Annotated in this window: 21 protein-coding genes and 1 pseudogene; 12 read left to right on the top strand and 10 right to left on the bottom strand. The window is 37.0% G+C overall.

Annotation, left to right across the window (positions count from 1 at the left end; translation table 11 throughout):
• Positions 1–15 precede the first annotated feature (15 nt).
• Positions 16–765 carry a twin-arginine translocase subunit TatC gene (gene tatC, locus RGU12_RS11830; protein WP_309536350.1) on the top strand — a complete coding sequence of 250 codons (750 nt, stop codon included), beginning with the start codon at positions 16–18 and terminating at the stop codon, positions 763–765.
• Positions 766–915: 150 nt separating this feature from the next.
• Here the strand turns inward: tatC and RGU12_RS11825 are convergent, their stop codons facing one another.
• Complete coding sequence (locus RGU12_RS11825) at positions 916–1125, bottom strand: YdiK family protein (protein ID WP_116354374.1); 210 nt, start codon at positions 1123–1125, stop codon at positions 916–918.
• A gap of 3 nt (positions 1126–1128) precedes the next feature.
• On the bottom strand, positions 1129–1866 hold the full coding sequence (locus RGU12_RS11820; protein WP_309536349.1) for a CPBP family intramembrane glutamic endopeptidase: 738 nt from the start codon (positions 1864–1866) through the stop codon (positions 1129–1131).
• A 332-nt stretch (positions 1867–2198) separates the two neighbouring features.
• Between RGU12_RS11820 and groES the strand changes: the two genes are divergently transcribed.
• Together groES and groL are read left to right on the top strand one after the other, a co-directional pair.
• On the top strand, positions 2199–2483 hold the full coding sequence (gene groES, locus RGU12_RS11815; RefSeq protein WP_010285540.1) for a co-chaperone GroES: 285 nt from the start codon (positions 2199–2201) through the stop codon (positions 2481–2483).
• Between the two features lie 57 nt (positions 2484–2540).
• Entirely contained in the window at positions 2541–4169 is a 1629-nt protein-coding gene (gene groL / locus RGU12_RS11810; protein WP_309536348.1) for a chaperonin GroEL, read from the top strand.
• 84 nt (positions 4170–4253) lie between these two features.
• On the opposite strand, the gene RGU12_RS11805 is transcribed toward groL, so the two are convergent.
• The 6 genes from RGU12_RS11805 to RGU12_RS11780 all read right to left on the bottom strand — a co-directional run bounded on the left by RGU12_RS11805 (position 4254) and on the right by RGU12_RS11780 (position 9282).
• On the bottom strand, positions 4254–5462 hold the full coding sequence (locus RGU12_RS11805) for a site-specific integrase (protein ID WP_309536347.1): 1209 nt from the start codon (positions 5460–5462) through the stop codon (positions 4254–4256).
• Positions 5463–5581: 119 nt separating this feature from the next.
• On the bottom strand, positions 5582–5821 hold the full coding sequence (locus tag RGU12_RS11800; RefSeq protein ID WP_309536346.1) for a helix-turn-helix domain-containing protein: 240 nt from the start codon (positions 5819–5821) through the stop codon (positions 5582–5584).
• A 218-nt stretch (positions 5822–6039) separates the two neighbouring features.
• On the bottom strand, positions 6040–7509 hold the full coding sequence (locus tag RGU12_RS11795; protein ID WP_309536345.1) for a recombinase family protein: 1470 nt from the start codon (positions 7507–7509) through the stop codon (positions 6040–6042).
• Entirely contained in the window at positions 7506–8921 is a 1416-nt protein-coding gene (locus RGU12_RS11790) for a recombinase family protein (RefSeq protein ID WP_309536344.1), read from the bottom strand. Before RGU12_RS11790 ends, RGU12_RS11795 begins: the two co-directional genes overlap by 4 nt.
• Positions 8922–9089: a hypothetical protein gene (locus RGU12_RS11785; RefSeq protein WP_309536343.1), complete on the bottom strand. Its 168-nt coding sequence runs from the start codon at positions 9087–9089 to the stop codon at positions 8922–8924.
• Positions 9090–9141: 52 nt separating this feature from the next.
• Positions 9142–9282, bottom strand: a complete 141-nt coding sequence (locus RGU12_RS11780) for a hypothetical protein (protein WP_309536342.1) — start codon at positions 9280–9282, stop codon at positions 9142–9144.
• A gap of 552 nt (positions 9283–9834) precedes the next feature.
• On the opposite strand from RGU12_RS11780, the gene RGU12_RS11775 reads away from it, so the two are divergent.
• The 9 genes and pseudogenes from RGU12_RS11775 to RGU12_RS11735 form a co-directional block, all read left to right on the top strand.
• On the top strand, positions 9835–10302 hold the full coding sequence (locus tag RGU12_RS11775; protein WP_309536341.1) for a hypothetical protein: 468 nt from the start codon (positions 9835–9837) through the stop codon (positions 10300–10302).
• Positions 10292–10915: a hypothetical protein gene (locus tag RGU12_RS11770; protein WP_309536340.1), complete on the top strand. Its 624-nt coding sequence runs from the start codon at positions 10292–10294 to the stop codon at positions 10913–10915. The genes RGU12_RS11775 and RGU12_RS11770 overlap by 11 nt, the downstream gene beginning before the upstream one ends.
• Before the next feature lie 9 nt (positions 10916–10924).
• The gene (locus RGU12_RS11765) at positions 10925–11863 is read left to right on the top strand and encodes a hypothetical protein (protein ID WP_309536339.1); all 939 of its coding nucleotides are present in this window, start codon (positions 10925–10927) and stop codon (positions 11861–11863) included.
• 238 nt (positions 11864–12101) lie between these two features.
• On the top strand, positions 12102–12524 hold the full coding sequence (locus RGU12_RS11760; protein ID WP_309536338.1) for a hypothetical protein: 423 nt from the start codon (positions 12102–12104) through the stop codon (positions 12522–12524).
• 952 nt (positions 12525–13476) lie between these two features.
• Positions 13477–13644, top strand: coding sequence for a hypothetical protein (locus tag RGU12_RS11755; protein WP_309536337.1), 168 nt, complete (start codon positions 13477–13479; stop codon positions 13642–13644).
• A gap of 90 nt (positions 13645–13734) precedes the next feature.
• Positions 13735–14622 carry a helix-turn-helix domain-containing protein gene (locus RGU12_RS11750; protein WP_309536336.1) on the top strand — a complete coding sequence of 296 codons (888 nt, stop codon included), beginning with the start codon at positions 13735–13737 and terminating at the stop codon, positions 14620–14622.
• 96 nt (positions 14623–14718) lie between these two features.
• On the top strand, positions 14719–15162 hold the full coding sequence (locus RGU12_RS11745; RefSeq protein WP_309536335.1) for a hypothetical protein: 444 nt from the start codon (positions 14719–14721) through the stop codon (positions 15160–15162).
• A 15-nt stretch (positions 15163–15177) separates the two neighbouring features.
• Positions 15178–15462, top strand: a complete 285-nt coding sequence (locus RGU12_RS11740) for a hypothetical protein (protein ID WP_309536334.1) — start codon at positions 15178–15180, stop codon at positions 15460–15462.
• Positions 15463–16130: 668 nt separating this feature from the next.
• Positions 16131–16325 (top strand): annotated as a pseudogene (locus RGU12_RS11735) (IS3 family transposase); the annotation flags it as partial.
• 140 nt (positions 16326–16465) lie between these two features.
• Here RGU12_RS11735 and RGU12_RS11730 read toward each other — a convergent pair.
• Together RGU12_RS11730 and shc are read right to left on the bottom strand one after the other, a co-directional pair.
• Positions 16466–17011, bottom strand: coding sequence for an HXXEE domain-containing protein (locus tag RGU12_RS11730; RefSeq protein WP_309536333.1), 546 nt, complete (start codon positions 17009–17011; stop codon positions 16466–16468).
• Positions 17012–17147: 136 nt separating this feature from the next.
• Positions 17148–19052 carry a squalene--hopene cyclase gene (shc, locus tag RGU12_RS11725; protein ID WP_309536332.1) on the bottom strand — a complete coding sequence of 635 codons (1905 nt, stop codon included), beginning with the start codon at positions 19050–19052 and terminating at the stop codon, positions 17148–17150.
• Between the last annotated feature and the right edge of the window lie 43 nt (positions 19053–19095).

Genomic DNA, 19095 nt, shown 5'->3' with positions numbered 1-19095 from the left:
GATAGGATGAGTCACATGAACGAAAAAGAAATGTCCGTCTACGATCATATTGGTGAGCTACGAAAACGACTGATTTATGTAGTCGTTTTCTTCTTCATTGTTGCATTAGGAAGCTTTTTTCTTGCAGAGCCGGTCATTCTTTACTTGCAAAATGCGGAGGAAGCAAAGGAACTGACAATGAACGCTTTCCGTATGACAGATCCAATTAAAATATATATGAATTTTGCCTTTATTATTGCACTTGTTATCTCCTCTCCTTTTTTACTCTATCAGCTATGGGCGTTCATCAGTCCAGGCCTGTATGAAAAGGAAAGAAAGGTAACCTTGAGTTATATTCCGATTTCAGTAGTCTTGTTTTTAGTAGGGGTGTCATTTTCCTATTTCATTCTATTCCCATTTGTTGTGAATTTTATGACGAGGTTAGCGGACCGCCTTGATATTAATCAGGTCATCGGAATTAATGAGTATTTTCAATTTCTGTTGCAGCTGACCTTACCGTTTGGCTTTTTGTTTCAGTTGCCGGTAGTTGTCATGTTCCTAACCAGACTTGGAATTGTCACACCGATGTTTTTATCGAAAATACGAAAATATGCCTATTTCGTTCTATTAGTAATTGGAGGGCTGATTACGCCTCCTGAAATAATCTCTCATTTAATGGTTACGGTGCCGTTATTCGGATTATATGAAATCAGTATTCTTGTATCAAGAAGTGCCTACAGAAAAGTGCTAAAAGCGGAAATGATGGCAGCGAATAGTATGGAATAATAGAGAAAAGCGGAAGCGCCTTGCTCAGCCCCGACAAGCATAAGAAAAGCCGACGTGAAGGATGCCTTTTATCCTTCTTGCCGGATTGGCTTATGACCTCGAGGGGCTAGGCGCTGAAGCTAGACAATAAAAAATAACCTCGTTTTGAGGTTATTTTTTTTCCTTAGTCACTTTTTTTATTTTGAAGTGAAGGGTAAACATTCTAATTGCCACACCAAAGTCAAATGTTGCGACAACTGCAAGTAAGATTGTGGAAAAGTTCCAGACTGTCTCCGTTGCACTATTAATTGCAATATAAGTAAATAAGATTCCCATTAATGCGTAAATGATGCCCATCGCAAAAGGTGAAGTTCTTCGCATAAATTAAAAGCCCCCAATAAATGTCTGTTGCAGCTTCTCGGCTTGCTTCATGATCCTTTCTATATCATCTGCAAAAACCGTCTGAACCACTACAACAAATGTATTCATCGCTACATGTGCAAAAATCGGTACAATAATTCGTTTTGTTTGTACATAGAGGAATGCAAAGGTAAAGCCCATTGCAGTATAGATGAGGATATGTGTGAAATCCATATGTACAACCGCAAAAATTAATGAACTAATTAAGCCAGAGATGAAAAAGTTAAATTTTTTATATAAAGATCCAAAGATAATTTGGCGAAAAATAATCTCTTCAAGAATTGGACCAATCACCGAAACAACAATGACTAGCAATGGTAAAGATTTTACCAGTGTCAAAATTTCTTGAGTGTTCTCAGAGCCAGGCTCAATTCCAAGTAAATGAATTTCGATATTTGCCGCAACCACCTGGGCTGTCATGGCCATAAACACACCTGCAATCGCCCATCCAATTGCCTCACCTTTGGAGGAACGTCGTAAGTTCTGATGTCTCTCTCTCATATCTTGTCTTAATAAAAATAAAACAATAGGTAGTGCGGCGACAAAGCTAATAACAGTCCAAAGTGCAATAATTGTATTTGTAGCAGTGGCTGGGTCTAAGTTTTTTCCAACACCTAATGATAACAAGAGCGGAATTCCTAAAATCCCAGAGAACTGCATGACGATGTACGTTAAGATGACATACCAATATCTAGCTTTCATGAAAATCTCCTTTTTATAGACGAAATGATTGAAAATTGTCCACCTTTTGTATTGTAACATATATTCATTTCTATCCTTTAGTATAATGCAAATTCAAATTTTCATTGAAAGAAATTAGATTGTTGGTTTATTTTTCCTGTTTGTAACATAGGATAGGTAGGGTGGACAAATTTTGCATGCGAAAATGAATCATTTTTCCAAATTTCTATATTAAATTACTTGCAAAATGGCTAAAGATTATTTAATATAATAATTGTGTTAGCACTCAGGTGGTTTGAGTGCTAATAAGAAAACGAAACTATTATTTAAATTATTTGAGGAGGTCGTTTCACTTGTTAAAGCCATTAGGTGATCGCGTTGTTATTGAACTAGTTGAATCAGAGGAAAAAACTGCAAGCGGAATCGTATTACCAGATTCTGCAAAGGAAAAGCCTCAAGAAGGTAAAGTAGTTGCTGTTGGTACAGGTCGAGTTCTAGACAGTGGTGAAAAGGTAGCTTTAGAGGTTGCGGTTGGTGATCGCATTATCTTCTCAAAATATGCTGGTACTGAAGTGAAATATGAAGGTACTGAATACTTAATTTTACGTGAAAGCGACATTTTAGCTGTTATTGGTTAATAAAAAGCAGCATTTTATATCATAAGATTCATTTAATTTTTTGAGGAGGGCTTAATTATGGCAAAAGAAATTAAATTTAGTGAAGATGCTCGTCGCGCAATGCTACGTGGTGTTGATGCATTAGCAAATGCTGTAAAAGTAACTTTAGGACCAAAAGGTCGTAACGTGGTTCTTGAGAAAAAATTTGGTTCACCACTTATCACAAATGATGGTGTAACAATTGCAAAAGAAATCGAACTAGAAGATGCATTCGAAAACATGGGTGCTAAGCTTGTAGCTGAAGTTGCTAGCAAAACAAATGATGTTGCTGGTGACGGTACAACTACTGCAACTGTTCTTGCTCAAGCGATGATTCGCGAAGGCTTAAAGAACGTTACAGCTGGTGCAAACCCAATGGTAGTTCGTAGAGGTATTGAAAAAGCTGTAACTACAGCTGTTGAAGAATTAAAAGCTATCTCTAAACCAATTGAAGGTAAAGAATCTATCGCACAAGTTGCGGCTATTTCTTCTGATGACAAAGAAGTTGGCCAATTGATCGCTGAAGCTATGGAGCGCGTTGGTAACGACGGTGTTATTACAATTGAAGAATCTAAAGGTTTCTCTACTGAACTAGAAGTAGTAGAAGGTATGCAATTTGACCGTGGATATGCTTCTCCATACATGGTAACTGATTCTGACAAAATGGAAGCAGTTCTTGAAAATCCATATGTGTTAATTACTGATAAAAAGATTTCTAGCATTCAAGAAATCCTACCAGTATTAGAGCAAGTTGTTCAACAAGGTAAGCCATTATTACTAATCGCTGAAGATGTTGAAGGTGAAGCTCTTGCAACTCTAGTTGTGAACAAACTTCGTGGTACATTCAATGCAGTAGCTGTTAAAGCACCTGGATTTGGTGACCGTCGTAAAGCAATGCTAGAAGATATTGCAATCCTAACTGGTGGTCAAGTTATCACTGAAGATTTAGGTTTAGACCTTAAATCTGCTGACATCACTCAATTAGGTCGCGCTTCTAAGATTGTTGTAACAAAAGAAAATACAACAATCGTTGAAGGTGCTGGTGAGTCTGATAAGATTGCATCTCGCGTAAACAATATCCGTGTTCAAATGGAAGAAACTACTTCTGAATTTGACAAAGAAAAATTACAAGAGCGCTTAGCTAAATTAGCAGGTGGAGTTGCAGTAATCAAAGTTGGTGCTGCTACTGAAACTGAGCTTAAAGAACGTAAGCTTCGCATTGAAGATGCTCTTAACGCAACTCGCGCAGCAGTTGAAGAAGGTATCGTTTCAGGTGGTGGTACAGCACTTGTGAACGTATATAACAAAGTAGCTGCTATCGAATTAGCTGGTGACGAAGCAACTGGTGTAAACATCGTTCTTCGTGCATTAGAAGAGCCAGTTCGTCAAATCGCTCACAACGCTGGTCTTGAAGGATCTGTAGTTGTTGAACGCTTGAAAAACGAAGAAATCGGAATTGGCTTCAACGCAGCAACTGGCGAGTGGGTAAACATGATCGACGCTGGTATCGTTGACCCAACTAAGGTAACTCGTTCTGCACTTCAAAACGCAGCATCTGTTTCAGCTATGTTCTTAACAACTGAAGCAGTAATTGCAGACCTACCAGAAAAAGACGCTCCTGCAATGCCTGACATGGGCGGCATGGGTGGAATGGGCAGCATGATGTAAAAACGCCCTCTATCCCTTGATATATAAGGGACTTGTAGAAAGATAACGTGAAATGCTAACAATTTGCTAACATTTCTCGCCTGATCAGAGGCTTCTCATTAATTGTGCAAATTTATGAGAAGCCTCTTTTTTCATTTCTTGGGTTACATGCAGATAAACATTTCTGGTTGTCTCGTCGTCACAATGACCTAATCGCTCCATAATCTCCTCTAAGCCTACTTTTGCTTCCGCTAATAATGATGTATGTGTATGTCGTAGTGAGTGGGGAGTTAGTTCTGAATTTAAACCGGCTAACTTTAGTAATCGAGACATTCTGTTTTCAACGGTCTTAATGAAAATAGGGTAGCCTGGTTGTCTATCTGTCTTTGCGAATATGAAACCTTCATCAAGATAAGCATTACCTAATCTCTTCTGAACTTTCTTTTGTGATAACATATGCTCCTTTAGAACGACTATTACACCTTCATCAACCACTATTTTACGTTTGGATTTTCTAGTTTTGGGTGCCACTAATTGATAATCCAGTGTGTTATTCTTAGGGTTATAGTATGTTTTCGTTATGCTGATGGTATGTTCGTCAAAGTCAATGTCTTTCCACTTAAGAGCTACCAATTCACCAACACGCATTCCTGTGTAAGAAAGAGTAAGAAAGATTAAGTAATCCAAATCCAATCCTTTATTTGCGGATGTTTTCAGTAGTAATGCTAACTCTTCCTTTTCCATATATTTAGGGATTTCTTGTTCCTCTAATTCCTCAATAGATTTTCTATTCTTCTTCAGGTAAGCGAATTCTGTTGGATTCTTTTTAATGATGCTCATCTCAATGGCTTTCTTGAAAATCATTCTTCCAGTACGATGTACACCATCCAAAGTGTTGTCGGCATAACCTTTTTCTTTTAAATCATTTAAAGCATTCTGATATCTTTTGGCTGTGATATCTTTAAGTTTTAATTGAGAGAAGTAAGGTAATAATTTATTGATTTCATGCTGTCTGATACGGATAGTGCCAGGTTTTACGCTATTCTTTTCACTATATATGTGGAGCCATTCGCTTGCGAAATCTTTAAAGATAACGTTCTTCTCTTGTAAATACATGCCTTGATTGAGTTCATATATAAGTTCAGCAGCGGCTGTTTCAGCTTCCTGTCTTGTTCGAAATCCTCCTTTTGTCTTTTGTTTTCTTTTCCCTGTAGCAGGGTCTCTACCAATGTCTATCACGAGGCTCCAAGTAGATCCACAAGTGCATCGTTTCTTTTTGCAAGTGCAGCCCCTTCGGTAAAAATGTCCTTTCATGCCCAATAACCTCATTTCTTGGTGAATTGTATTGCAATTATTTATTATTTCCTACGCTAAATAAACGGATACGTTTTGTTCATTGATTAATCCAAGGAGAGGAATTGATTGTTCTTCGCCTAACCTGCAGGGGCCGCATCTTTTTTAAGTTTTTGGTTGGCTACCCACATTTTTAAATCGGCCTTTTCCACACGCTTTGAAGTCCCGATTTCAAAATTAGGGATACCACCGTGCTCTATTTTAAGTTTGAATAATTCATAGACTGTCTTTCTTGAGATGCCAAGGAATTGTCCGATGTGTGTAGCAGTTAATGTATCGGGTAAAGATTCCCAAATTGTATATTGTTTTGTTTTATTCATAAGTAACCCCCTCCAAATTGTCTTTTGTATATATTTCGGTTCTTTGTCCATACTACTAATATAATTCTGTAATGCATCCAGATTGGTATACCAATTCGGATGGACTACCGAACATTACTTAAAGGAAAGCCCTGTAGACAGGGCACTTAAGAAATGTCGGTATCATGTACTCCCGTGGGTGAAATATGATTCGGTAGTTTGTACATTTGAATCCCACTTTATTTCTGGAGTTTATCCAGTGTAAGTAATTGTTGAAAGAAGTTCTCGCAAAAGATAAGCTTTGGGGGCTTTTCCGGCGATATTAAAATTTCATCAACAAAGTAAAGAATGATTAGCCTTTTCTCTGAAGTGGCAAGAGAATCATCTAGAAGATGATTGAAGCGCTGGAAAAAGAAATCCGAATTTAGCGTTCCTTTCAATTCGTCTACTGACTTTGAATAGGATCCAAGGGCATCAATTGAGGCCTGGTACTTTAACTGCAAGAAGGCAGCGGCATCTTCCAGCTCCTTGTCTCCTTGTTCTTTTGCAATACAACCCTTTGAATGAGCTTTGTCAATAGAGTTTTTTAAATCAGCAATATTTTTTTTGATTGTTTGTTGGAATCGTGTAAGGTATACTGCTAGAGTTGTTTCCATTGTATTTTCAGCTACAAAAGATTGGACATGTTTGAAAGTCTCAGGTAGCAGCTTTTCATGTAGCTCATCAATTACTATTTTGTAATTGCAGTTCCGGCATACGTAATATTGGTAGAGATATGAAATGCCATTCCTTTTGGTTGAACCGTTTTGGTTCGATAGATTATTACCGCAATCAGTGCAGGTAAGTTTATTTAAAAAGAGGAAGGGAGTATCCAGGCGACCGTATTTCTTTTGAAGCTCAATGTTAATATCACTGATTAGTTTAAGAGATCTTTCAATTAACGGTTCATGAAAATCCTGGAATTCATATTTCCTTTCAGACTTTGATTTTTGGATATCCCATAGTAGCGTGCCAGTATAAACAGGGTTCTTTAAAATGTTTTCTATGGTACTAGACCGCCAAACTTTGCCGGATGGTGAAGGAATTTCAGCTTCGTTAAGAATAGAGGCTATCTTTCCCATCGAAACTCCCCAGCTATGAAGGTAATAGATAAAACTGACAATCTCAGCATCTTCATTAGGAGTAAGCATTTTATTAACCTGCTTATATCCGAAGGGGACTTTCGAGCCTGGCCTTGTCTTCTCCTCTGCTTCTAAATGAGCAATCAAGTTTCCAACAGCACGTCTTGATTTAATTTCTGATTCTTGGCGGTACAGTAAAAGAGCAATTTTGTTTTGTTCATTATCTGGATTGAAGGGATTTTCGGAATTGGTTGTATATACTAATATGTCTGGGATAACTTCTTTCAAAGGACGATAGAAGTCCAATACAAAAGTATAAGCTGTCCTGTCCATCCGGGATTCTTCATAAAAGATTACGGTAGGAATCTTTGTTTCTACCATCATTTCCTTGAGTCGCATAAGCTCTTTTCGTTGATTAGCTCGTTTGTTATAAGCGCTCGTAACATCCTCGATAATGATAAAATCTTCAGGTACACTCAGTCCTTTCTTACTGGCATACTCCAGTATGTGGGCTTTCTGTATTTCTACACTATTGTTTTCTTGCTGTTTATAAGAGGAACGGCGGATATAACCGAATGCTAATGTCATGCTGTATCTTCTCCTTCGAAAATAATTTCCTTCTCCATTTCCTGCAGGTAATCAAAATAGAAAACATCTATCTGAATGTTATCCCCATAAATCCAAATTCCATTTATAATCATGTCACATAGCATAGAGGGATTCATATTAGACTGGTTTATTAGTGCCCCTTCAATCATCTTTATTACTGATTTGTTTTTCTGGAGTGCGTTTTGATTTTCTTCGATTTGTTCCAGACACTTATAATACTCCTGGTTTAAAAGCTGTTTTCGTTTATATATAGGGTCTTGCTTCCAGTCAGCAGAATAATCATCAGATCCCAGGACTATGTCCTCTATGATTCCATTAAGGTTTTGGTTAATGCTATCCATTTCCGCTTCTAGGTGCTTTTTAATTGTCCTATAACAATAGACAGAGTGATTAATTAGTTTTTCTGAATTGAAGTTTTGAATAATCTCACTCAAAGCGCCCCTAATTATTTTAGAGAGGTCTGAAAATAATACAGTGACTTTGGGATGCAGTTTTGAAGAACAAGAATAATATGCGCTGTCGGAATACTCTTCAATCTTGTAAATTAAAGGTTTCTGGCAGTAACCGCAACAGGGAGTGTAAACGTTTTGACTCTTAAGCAACTTTTTTCGTTCGAGAAATGCTTTAAAAAGTTCTCCATTCGCTCTCTGCATTTGTAAAAATTCCTCAATAGAAATATACGGGGTAACATGCTGGAGCTTATTTGTCCCCTGTTCCAGGTCGTATCCTGCATAAAATGGATCCGTAGCCATGGAAATTAATTGTTCGTCAGTCTTCTTGAATTTTTTTCGATATTCCTTCGTGACCTTATACAAATCATCAAGGGAACGGATTTCCTTAAGAGCTGCAAAGTATTGCTGTACGCCTTCCTTCTTAGCAGAGTCATGTAAAAAACGCTTTGTCTCTTTTTGTTTTTGGTAACCAAATTTTTTAGCTGGAAATCTTAATCTTGCGTCCCGGCTTCTTCGAGCTATGTTTTTCCCCTCGATGTCACTGAACATGCTCAGTAATCCTTCCACAAAAACATCATCACTCGCTGGCATGTTTCCGTTTCCCACAGATGTGTATATCACATGGACATCATGTTTGGCGCGTAAGTCATTAAATTCCATGCCTTCGTAAAAATCACGGAACAAGCGGCTGCGGTCAAAGGCATAGATACTATGGACCTTATTATCCTTTACCAATGAAATGAGCCTTTGCATCTCTGGCCTTTCTTTAATCGCCTTTTTGTTTGCTGAGGTGGCTATTTCATTAATAATCAAGATTTCGTCATCCGACAGTTTTTCTCGGAAGGGCAGGTCTGCGGCTTCCTGTGTTATGATATCTTGTCCTGCTGTACTCACTCGGCGGAAGAAAACATGCTTTTTCTGGCTGTTTATAGTATTCATCTAATTTACATCCTTTCTTTCTTTGGATAATTCATATAGTAATTTTGCTTGCAGTCTGTGTGGGATATTTAGCTCCCCAATTAGAAGTCTGCCTATCAAGTGTTCAATCCACACATTTGAAACCGGACTTGATTCCGGTATTGAATGCAATTGCACGCGCCTTCTCATTAAAGTCACCTCCACCCATTATCTTTCTCAGGCAGAGGTGGAAATTATTCTCTTATTTCTTTGACGGAGCCTTATTGGAAAGATCAAATGCGAGCTGGACATAACCTTGCTGACCAGCCTTTTTTGTCAAAATCGTAATATATCCATGATTTCGGCCAGGGAAATTACTAATGGCAATTTGCTGGAGTTTCATTCCTATCCCTCCTTTGACTCTGGTAATCTTTAAAGCGATCATAAAGAAACGGTGATAAAGTTCCATTTTCCAGAGGTTTTTTTAGTTTGTTTGTAAAAGGGGAGTAATTAGCACTCATGGAAGCATCCCTCTATCCCTTAGGCGCTGCATTGCAGTTTGTGTATTGTTTCGAATTTTTTTTTCAGCGGTATTTCTCTGTGTTTTTTTCATGGCGTTCCTCCATTTAGAAATTTATTCGGTAGTTCATTCACCGGCAAATGGAACATAACCATTTCATATTAAATGTCAATAGAAAAAATAATTTTCTGAATTAAATTAAGTATCCGTGACCAAAAAGAAATCCTCCTATAACATTGGGAGGATTTCTTAAGGAGCATCTTAAAATCTTATTCAACAATTAGGCCATATTGTAGAGGAAAAGAAAGATTTTCAGAAATTGGTAAAATAGGGAGGAAGTTCATAATATAGCTGGTGTGAATTTGCTGAAAGTAGTATAATTGAACTAAAAAATACATCATTCATTATAGAATGACCTTAACAATGGGGGAAATCATGAACAGTTATGGAAAATTGTTCAAGGGACGCAATAAAATAAATCTTCGGTCATATGATCCTGAAAAAGAAAGATACTTTAAGGTAATAAAAGAAGCACGACGTGAAGGATTGAAACAGGTTATTATTAATTCCGAAATTATGACAGATATTTTGTATGCTACTTTACAGTCAGATGGAGTGATTTTAAAAGTAAATATGTCAGATACCACTGACAAAGATGTTAAAGTTAATGTAAAGGCAATTATTTCAAAATTGAAAAGTGATAAATTATTTTTTGTTAAATTGAAAGAGGAATTGGAATGGGCAGCAGATAGTGGATCTATTGATATAAACAGTATCGACGTTTATTTTTCTAACAAAAGGTACGAAATTTATTCTAATGGTATTATACATGGCGATGACTTAGATTTATTATTTAATGAAATAATGAAACCAGTATTAGAAAAGTATTTCGATGGCAGATAAAAAAGGGATAAAAAGTGAAATAAAAAGAAATCTCAGAACTATCGCCATTCTGATAATCGTTATAATACTTATTTATTTTGATATATCCATAACAAAACTTCTAAATTTTACTCAAGATAAAAAAATTATATGGACACTTGATTTTGGTATTTATAACATTTTAGTAAGTATGCTTTTTTCTGTAATTTATTACTTTTACAAAGGTGCAAAGTTACATATAAAAATAGATATTTTAAATAAAAAAGAAGACACAAATGAAATAACGATACGGGATAACCCTGAAGAAATTTACATGAAACTTAATGTTGAAGGAAAATACAAAAAGTTCTCCTCTAAGATAGAAATTTACTTTCCTCACTGGATTGATGTTCAAACCAAGCCAAGGCCATTTTTATCATTTGATGAGGATAATAATACATACCTTATTGATTTAGAAAGTTTGATCTTAAATAAAGAGAATATATCTCTAACAGAATCTATAACCTTTGATGTACTTAAAAATACAGATGAGAAGAATAAAGATTTAATAGAAGCTAAACTAAAGTTAGGTTTATTCACTAAATTTTTCAAAGTGGCCTTGGAAAATAAAGGTATAAAAATAAAAAGCAAATGAGGTATCTGTATGACACTTTCAAGATGGACAGATAATTCAGGGAGCAGCATGGAGGAAATTTTAGAGAACATGCTGAATTACGAGAGTTGGCTAACTCCTGAAGTAGATCCATTAACAGATGATTATTTAAGATATCGTGTTAGTAAGTTATTTGAAGAGAATCAGATGATTACCTTAAACAATCAGGAATTTTCTTATAACTACATAGAATATGAGTATGAAAGAGTGCGCCCAGGTGAAGAAACTAATGAAATGCGTTCTTCAAGAATTTATTCTATATCGGGCTATATTATAATTTACACCGATGGTATTAATACTCAGTGTATCACCGATCGTTCAGGTGGCGATTATACAAAGACTATATTAAGGAAACTTAATAATTATAGCAAAAGGTTAGAGCTAACACCGAATCCATTCACCATAAGTGAGGATATGTTTATATGGATGATTTACAGGGTTTTAAACTATGGTGAAATATCTTTAGATGAGGATGCACATTTGTTATTACAAAAAATTATAGGTTTTAAGGGATCTACAAATGATAGATTAGCAGAAGTTAAGGGTACTGGAAATAAGATTATGAATCTTTTAAGTACTTTAGCGTTTTTATTTGAAAATGAACAAGTTTCTTTTATTAAGCCAAGAATTGAATATGAAAAAGAAACAGTTGAAATATCTTTAGACTTAAACGGTACAATTGACATCGATTTTGAGACCTATATAGGAAATCATATAATGAGTCAAGATTATGAAAAAAAATCTATAGTATCCTTAATTACTTTTTTAGAAATAATACCTAAAATTTTAACTAGCTATCATAATGATAAAGAAAAAGAAGATGCACCTTGGTCTATAGATGAAAAAGTGCGCTTTTTTACTAGTATAGGCGAATCCATACAAGAAAAAATAATTGAAAAAATAAAATTAGCAAGTTCGGAAGCTGTCTAAATGGTTTATAGTTACACCAAACGATCTTAGATCGCTAATGCAGGACCATTAATTAAAGCTTGGAGATCTTCTACAATAGGGTGCTTTCCTTAAAGAAGGAGAAGTGCCCTTTTTTTGTAGAAGTTATTGCACTAACGGGGCAGTTTAGTGAAAGAATTGAGTTGAGAAATGTATATTGTAATTAATGAAATAAATCGATTTTTCCATACCTTAAATAATAGAGATAGGAGGTCCCATTTTGAAGAAATATGGACTAATTACTGCACTAATCCTACTTGTTGTTATCTTTTTTACCTTTTATAAATACCGTGTGCAAGACTTAGGTGATGTACTTAATATTGAACAAGTTGACCGCATTCTTTTGACAACAGAAGAGAGAGAACTTAACGCCGTTGAAATTCCAAAGGTAAGCCAAGAACAAATAAATCAACTTGCGAATTTTTTAAGGCAATATCAAGTAAGATTAACGATGAAAGAGGGATGGTCTTCTGATTATCCAAGAGAACAGTTTACCCTTCGCATAGTATATAAAAACGGAGATTATGAGATTTATACCTTCGAACGAGATGTCGTTGCAACAACACGAATTTATGAAGTCGTAAATGCTCCATTGGATTATAAATGGATACAGGAGTTTGTGCGTGAAATTAACTCAAATTAAAAAGAATGTCATAAAGGATTACTAATCTCCTTATTCAACTAACGGGTGCTTTTGTTGAAGAATAGAACCAACTTTTTTAGGGGTTAATATTTATGCATGGACGTAACCTTGTTACATTGGGTCTCCGAAGCAATGTTACCCATTGCTTAATGAGACACCAGCTTCGGAAGATTCAATGATTGTAAAGACGCAGTTGTTGAAAACTATAAGTATGTAATTGCTAATGTATTATAAACATCGCTCAAAAGAAGCCGTTGGTCAATTCGTGTGGAATATATGCTTTAGGTAATGCGGGTTACAGACTACGATAAATACCCACCCCTGTCTCTAGAATAACAGAATTCTAGGACAGAGGAGTGGTATTTTACAAGTATATTCTTTAGTACAAAGCTGGGAACCTGATGACGCTGCTGTTTAATACCTGAATTTCTTCAACTTGCCCTAGCTTTATAAGCATACGCAGTTTCGCCCACGTACATCGTGACAAGCACCATTGGCCATGACCAATCGAAACACCACCCGAACCGTTACTGCAAGAAGCCGTTCCCACTCCTCTAAGTCTAGCAATCCGGTCTGAAAAACAGCAGAAAAGACCTTGTCTAATGATTGCTACGCTGATTTTCTGCATCGGCTCAGCTCACCTCCTCTTATTTAACGTGATTTAAGGGCAAAATCCCACGATCAATATAATTTTTTCCGGTTGTTATTGTCGCACCGGCAAATGACAGCGTTTTGACAGAGGTGGCGGCTCTGACCCTTTTGGGGATTTTACCTTTGTGAAACTAATAAAACCATTTCAAAAAAAGAATGCAACCTTTACTTGACCCTTTTTTGTACAAGAAGTTCATTAGCAGGATGATATTTTTGAAAGAAATAGATTTTCAATTCGTCTTTCCCAATCGAGAACATATAATTTACTTATACATGATAAAAATTTTTGGGGGGAAATATGGTGAATAGATTAACGACATCAAAAGTAAAAATTGGGGAAGACAGTATTTTAACAACTTTTAACAACGAATTACTTGCAGTTCCATATCAAGTTAAGGTAACCACAACAAAATGGAAAAATCATACCTTCGGCAACTACTTGGATTATTCCGTGGTTGTGTCACGATAGATGAAGGCTATAAAATAGATGTCAGAGGAAATGAAGTTGCTGATATGGGCCGTTGGGGTATAGCTGGATAATAAGAGGAAGGAGGCAGTTATGGCAGAAATAAATTGTCAGTTTGGAAAAAACATTAGATACTTAAGAACCGCCTACGGGGAAACTCAATTAGAACTTGCAATAGCCGTTGGCCTGGAATCACCCAATACAATCGCTAACTATGAAAAAGGAGAACGTAGTCCAAAACCAGATATACGAAAAAAGATAGCATTACATTACCGTATCACTGAGGACGAACTGAGTCATTCAGATTTCTCGGCTTTTCATGTTTCCTCATCTCAATTGGGAGATAAGGAAAAAATGATGGAAATGACGCTGCTGATGTTTCCAATTATCTGTACAGAAAAAGCAATGAAAGATTCATTGTTTCAAAAAGGACATGAAGCCCATATGCGAGCCCTTGATGCAATGAAAGAAGGCCGTGCGTTTGCAGAATCTGACTACGATACATGTGTTAACGCGTATTCAGATTCATATGATACTTCTGAAACACCAGAATCAGTAGCAAATCTTTTATGGTGGTTTCTGATTTCAGAAATGAGTGTAAAAAATCGGTGGATGATTGAAGGTGCCAAAGCATTAAATGATAAACGTGTTAGCAATGAAGCTTTCTTTAAAAGCTTTTATTTAAAGGACTACTCAATTAATGAAGAAGAAGACTGCCTAGAAGATGTTGAACAGAATGATTTAGAAGAATTAGATCAGGCAATAATTGAATTGTTAAAGGAACTGAAGAAAGATGTGCAATATTCTTCACTTGCAGATTACTATACAGCTCTTAGATATGTATTAGGTTGTGTTAATAATGAACTAACGGAAGCTATGAATATGGCTGTTGGAGCGGAAATGATGTGGGCCTTTACGCAGCTTGGAAATGAATATGCAATGAAGTTTATTTTGCAAGGAATTGAGAATTCGAGAAAATAAAATATGAACCTCACAGAGCGTGAGCGACTAAATCTTCTGAACTTGTATAATGGATACAGAAGCACATCCAAGTATATTGTAAGGAGGATTTTTTATATGGAAGAACAGAAAAATGGATTTATTCAATGGGTTAAAGCTAATAAGAAGGAGCTTATAATTGCAGGTGTAAGCATTTCAGCGATAATTAGCATCATTGTTGGAATTAAAAACAAAGATAGAATTATGGCTTTATGGGAGTCTTTAATAAAGAGCATAGAAAACTCGCCGGTTAAGGTGCAGACATCATCCCGTGAAGTCGTTGAGAGCATTACACACGAGCCTGCACAAGTTGTTGAGGTTGTTTCCGCTACGGAAATAATCAGATTTCCATCAAACGATAAGACGCAGGTTCCGTTTGATGTATGCGACCATATACGAAATTTACCTGATGGTTGGCATGCTTCAGCTAAAAAAATAACAACTGCAGCAGAATATGGGTATAATCTTAAACCGGGACAAACATGGGTTGATACATACACTAAAGGTGTATCAATTGCGTAAAAGGAGGAAGTAGTTATGGGATTGTTTGATATATTTAAAGGGGAAAAAAGCTGGGAAGAAGAAAATGCCTATACAGGAGAGACCCCTGACTGCCCACGATGTGGACATTCTCTAACAAAAAAATATGTTTTCAGCGAAATGTATTGTGAAAATTGTAGGTGCGGATTAGATGATGATGAAGACGATGATGACAGCGAATCCTTAAGTGTTTATGAAGCTGCAGAAATCTGGGCTTCACACGGAAAAGATGAAGATTATATGTTTGGATACTCCGAAGAAGAATTAGAAGATGCTCTTTAAAAGAAAGCCCTCCTGGCCATCATGGCTTAGGAGGGTATCTTTATAGGACTATTCAATTATATTAATGATTTGTAGTCACGGAATCTATAATCAATAAAAGTTGTTTATTGCAATTGAATAACTAAAAACCTCAAAAAAATTTCTATTGGGGATAGGCTTGATGAAAAGCCTTGATATGATGATTTATTAAAAATGAATAATCAGATAAGATGAGATCCACTGCTCAATAATCTTATTAGTCATAGATAGCACTCTACACATATCAATTGTGTAGCCACTTAAAAAGCGATGAATATAGAATTTGCATCGCTTTTGTTATCGCGCTAATATCATGCTAACATTTTGCTAACGAAGTCCAATAAAACGCAGTAAATCAAGGTTAAAGATATTACACTCGAAGCCCGTAAAATGCTGATTCTAAGGGTCTTTCTTCTACCGTCGTTAAAAATGTTACAGCTTAAAACCATATGGGCGGCATGATGTAAGGCTTTTAAGCCCAAACATCTGAGAAATAGTAAAAGCTATTTTCGGCCGTGAAGCAGTTATGTAAATAATTAATTTCAATAGCAATAACCACTTCCTAAAAAAATAAGGGAGTGGTTTTTTATGTTGTTAAAATTTGCATTTCAAGGTTTTTTGGATGACAGACGGTTTAAAAAAACGACTGAAGATGTATAGATAATGGACCAATGGAATCCTTTTGGGGAACACTCAAGTGTGAGAATTACTATTTATGTAAATATGAGACATTTGAAGAATTGTCTAAAGCTATAAATGAGTAAATACATTTATAGAATCATGAAAGATATCAAAAACGACTAAATAGTCTCAGCCCTGTGGAATATAGAGCTAAAGCCGTTTAAGTACCTTTTCGTTATTTCCAATGTCTACTTGACAAGGGGCAGTACACTCATCAGTCCTTGAGTCAATACTTTCCGAAAAATCATCCTTTCACAAGCATTATGAAAAGGTCAAGAGACTTTATAAAAGAGTCTGGGGCCAGTTATCGAATAAAATAACGGCCTAAAAGATTGCCAACCAGAAAAACCAGGATCAAGATCAGACTAACCGGGAGACTTGTGAATAACAAATGCCAGTCCATCTGTCCATATTCGACTAAAAAATAATATGTAACGAAGCAGTAAGGTGTAAGGAGGAACAGTGAAGTAATGATGCCAGGCGTGTAAGCCCTGAACATGATGGTTTGAACAATATGCATGAATGCCTGCAAAACAAATAAATTAAGAATGGCTATAAATAAAAGAAAATCCCCTCTGGTAGATGAAAAATGAGCGGTCATCACCGCAGTGAATGAAATAATCAGTAAAATCCATGTAGCCGAAACAGCAAGCTGGGCAGCAGTCGAACCTAGTTTCTTCCTCATTCTGAATGTTAGTTCGACGAAGTTAGTTTTCGGATAGTTGTCTTTGTTTGCAGCCATGGAAGATTCAATGGTTATAATCTCTTCTAAGTCATGGAAAATAAAAATAATGGGAAACAACCAAATTAATGTTTTAAGATCCAAAAATTGATGGAGAGCCCCTAGCATCTTTTGTCTGCCTCCTTTTAATTGGTAAGATTTTGTATTTCTCAGACTGCCGTCTTTTGTGGTTTGTTCATTTTATGGGAAAGGTTATAAAAGTATGCCAAAGGTCACTCAATTGATTTTATGAATAGGCAAATCCTTAATTGGAATTTTCGTGTGACAACCCCGTTAGGAGCTGCCCACCAGCTAATTTTTGATAATGGGCAAGGGCAATCAATGGAAAAACATATTCATAACAATGATAATTGAGATAAAAGGACCCTGCCATACCTCTTCCTTTTGGGTAGGTCGTCGTCCAATCTTTTTCTTTCTTATCCACTAGAAACGCTACACCATTTTCAATTTCAGGCGTAACTCCAGTTGCGGTCGAGATGAGCGTGTCAAGGGCCCAAGCAGTATGAGTGCGGGTACTTTCCCCCAACGGCACATAACAATTTTTAATATCACTTTTACAGGATTCTCCCCAACCCCCGTCGGGATTCTGAATTTTCCGTAACCAATTTAGAGCCTTTTGAATAGCTGGATGATTCGGGGAAACCCCAACTGCAACCATTCCCGTTACGGCCGCCCATGTGCCATAAATATACACGCCCCATCGCCCCACCCAGGAACCATCGGAATTTTGATGCCGCAACAGCCAACGAATCCCACGTTTCACCATGGGATGGTGAAGATCCAAATGGGTATTGTTTCCGAAGAACTCTAAAGTCCTTCCCGTTAAATCAACAGTCGATGGATCAATCAACAAATCTTTTCCACCCTCTATTGGTAACAATTTTAACACTTTCTTGTCCACATTCTTTTCGAATGCCGCCCAACCTCCGTCCTTGTTTTGCATGGAAATGAGCCAGTTTATTCCACGATCCCATGCCTGCCGGCAATCCACTTGCTCTTTGGCCAAATTACGTATCGCCCTCAGTGCTGCTGTTGTGACGTCAATATCAGGGTGGATCGTGTTCATGTCCGCGAACCCCCAACCACCCGGTAACAGGTTTGGTTCATGAATGACCCAATCCCCGAATTTGAGATGCTGACGGGAGAGAATGTAATGATTTGCCTTTTGAATCGTGGTGGATGAATAGGGAACTCCGGATTCTTGGAGAGCATAATTAATTAAAGTCGTATTCCAGACAGAAGCCGTCGTGTACTGGCAGTGAAGTTCTCCGTCAATTCGGCAGGTCATCGCTTTTAAACCTTGCACTGCACGAGTAATCACCGGATGTGTATTCGGATACCCTCTCGCCAGTAAGGCAAAAATCATTAGAGAAGTCGAGCTGAAATAATTTAAATAGGTGCCGTCCGGTTCGATTCGGTCCAGCATATATTTTTCGGCACGATATAATGCCAATTCGCGAAGATTTACATGGGATTTCAGACCTTTAACCCCGTGTTTAATCAATTTAATCACCGGGCGGGCCTCTTCAGCTTGATCCTCTGTAAAAAAGCGAACATCTTTTTTGTGAAACAAATCGGAGAGATTGGGCGATCGAGGCGTTCTCTTACGAAAATTCGTATTGGCGAGAATCAAAAAAGGGATAATGTTCGCTCTTCCGTACACGGAGAGGTCAAAGAGATTGATTGGGAAGGAGTCTGGTAAAAGCATCACTTCAATATTAATGGGGAAATGCGGCCACTCACATTGTCCTGTTATGGCCAACATGATTTTCAAAAACATATGGACCTCCGTGGCTCCTCCGTTGGCCATAATAAACCTACTTGCAGCCTGGATTTCCTGGTCTTTTAGATCCCGGTAACCAGAATAAAGAAGAGCATAATAAGCTTCCACGGTGGATGTCAGATTTCCTTTTTCCTCATCATGAAACAGCTTCCAAGATCCATCTTCCTGCTGTTTTCCGGCGATACGTTTCACTAATTCTTTTATGAACTCCTCATCATTTATCTCCAATGTTCGTAATAAGATAATCATACTGCAGTCTGTTGCGGTTCCGGTCTCGAAAGGATAACGCCAGGCACCATCCTCTGATTGGTCCTGGACTAACTGATTGGCGATTCTGTTAATTTCATTAGGTACCCGATGCCTCATATTACCCATCCTCTCCCAAATATTTATCTTTGTATTCATATTC

The sequence above is a fragment of the Ferdinandcohnia sp. QZ13 genome (genome assembly GCF_031324165.1).
GTDB lineage: Bacteria > Bacillota > Bacilli > Bacillales > Bacillaceae_L > Ferdinandcohnia.
Note: the sequence above shows the minus strand (reverse complement) of the source record. Positions and strands in the feature narration are given on the sequence as shown.

Bases quoted from the DNA above. Each gene is read 5' to 3' on its own strand.
- RGU12_RS11825 (WP_116354374.1), bottom strand. From the start codon at position 1,125: ATGCGAAGAACTTCACCTTTTGCGATGGGCATCATTTACGCATTAATG.
- RGU12_RS11740 (WP_309536334.1), top strand. From the start codon at position 15,178: ATGGGATTGTTTGATATATTTAAAGGGGAAAAAAGCTGGGAAGAAGAA.
- RGU12_RS11795 (WP_309536345.1), bottom strand. From the start codon at position 7,509: ATGACATTAGCATTCGGTTATATCCGCCGTTCCTCTTATAAACAGCAA.
- RGU12_RS11780 (WP_309536342.1), bottom strand. From the start codon at position 9,282: ATGAAACTCCAGCAAATTGCCATTAGTAATTTCCCTGGCCGAAATCAT.
- RGU12_RS11770 (WP_309536340.1), top strand. From the start codon at position 10,292: ATGGCAGATAAAAAAGGGATAAAAAGTGAAATAAAAAGAAATCTCAGA.
- RGU12_RS11805 (WP_309536347.1), bottom strand. From the start codon at position 5,462: ATGAAAGGACATTTTTACCGAAGGGGCTGCACTTGCAAAAAGAAACGA.
- RGU12_RS11775 (WP_309536341.1), top strand. From the start codon at position 9,835: ATGAACAGTTATGGAAAATTGTTCAAGGGACGCAATAAAATAAATCTT.
- RGU12_RS11790 (WP_309536344.1), bottom strand. From the start codon at position 8,921: ATGAATACTATAAACAGCCAGAAAAAGCATGTTTTCTTCCGCCGAGTG.
- RGU12_RS11785 (WP_309536343.1), bottom strand. From the start codon at position 9,089: ATGAGAAGGCGCGTGCAATTGCATTCAATACCGGAATCAAGTCCGGTT.
- groL (WP_309536348.1), top strand. From the start codon at position 2,541: ATGGCAAAAGAAATTAAATTTAGTGAAGATGCTCGTCGCGCAATGCTA.
- RGU12_RS11820 (WP_309536349.1), bottom strand. From the start codon at position 1,866: ATGAAAGCTAGATATTGGTATGTCATCTTAACGTACATCGTCATGCAG.
- RGU12_RS11750 (WP_309536336.1), top strand. From the start codon at position 13,735: ATGGCAGAAATAAATTGTCAGTTTGGAAAAAACATTAGATACTTAAGA.
- RGU12_RS11730 (WP_309536333.1), bottom strand. From the start codon at position 17,011: ATGCTAGGGGCTCTCCATCAATTTTTGGATCTTAAAACATTAATTTGG.
- RGU12_RS11745 (WP_309536335.1), top strand. From the start codon at position 14,719: ATGGAAGAACAGAAAAATGGATTTATTCAATGGGTTAAAGCTAATAAG.
- tatC (WP_309536350.1), top strand. From the start codon at position 16: ATGAACGAAAAAGAAATGTCCGTCTACGATCATATTGGTGAGCTACGA.
- RGU12_RS11765 (WP_309536339.1), top strand. From the start codon at position 10,925: ATGACACTTTCAAGATGGACAGATAATTCAGGGAGCAGCATGGAGGAA.
- shc (WP_309536332.1), bottom strand. From the start codon at position 19,052: ATGAGGCATCGGGTACCTAATGAAATTAACAGAATCGCCAATCAGTTA.
- RGU12_RS11800 (WP_309536346.1), bottom strand. From the start codon at position 5,821: ATGAATAAAACAAAACAATATACAATTTGGGAATCTTTACCCGATACA.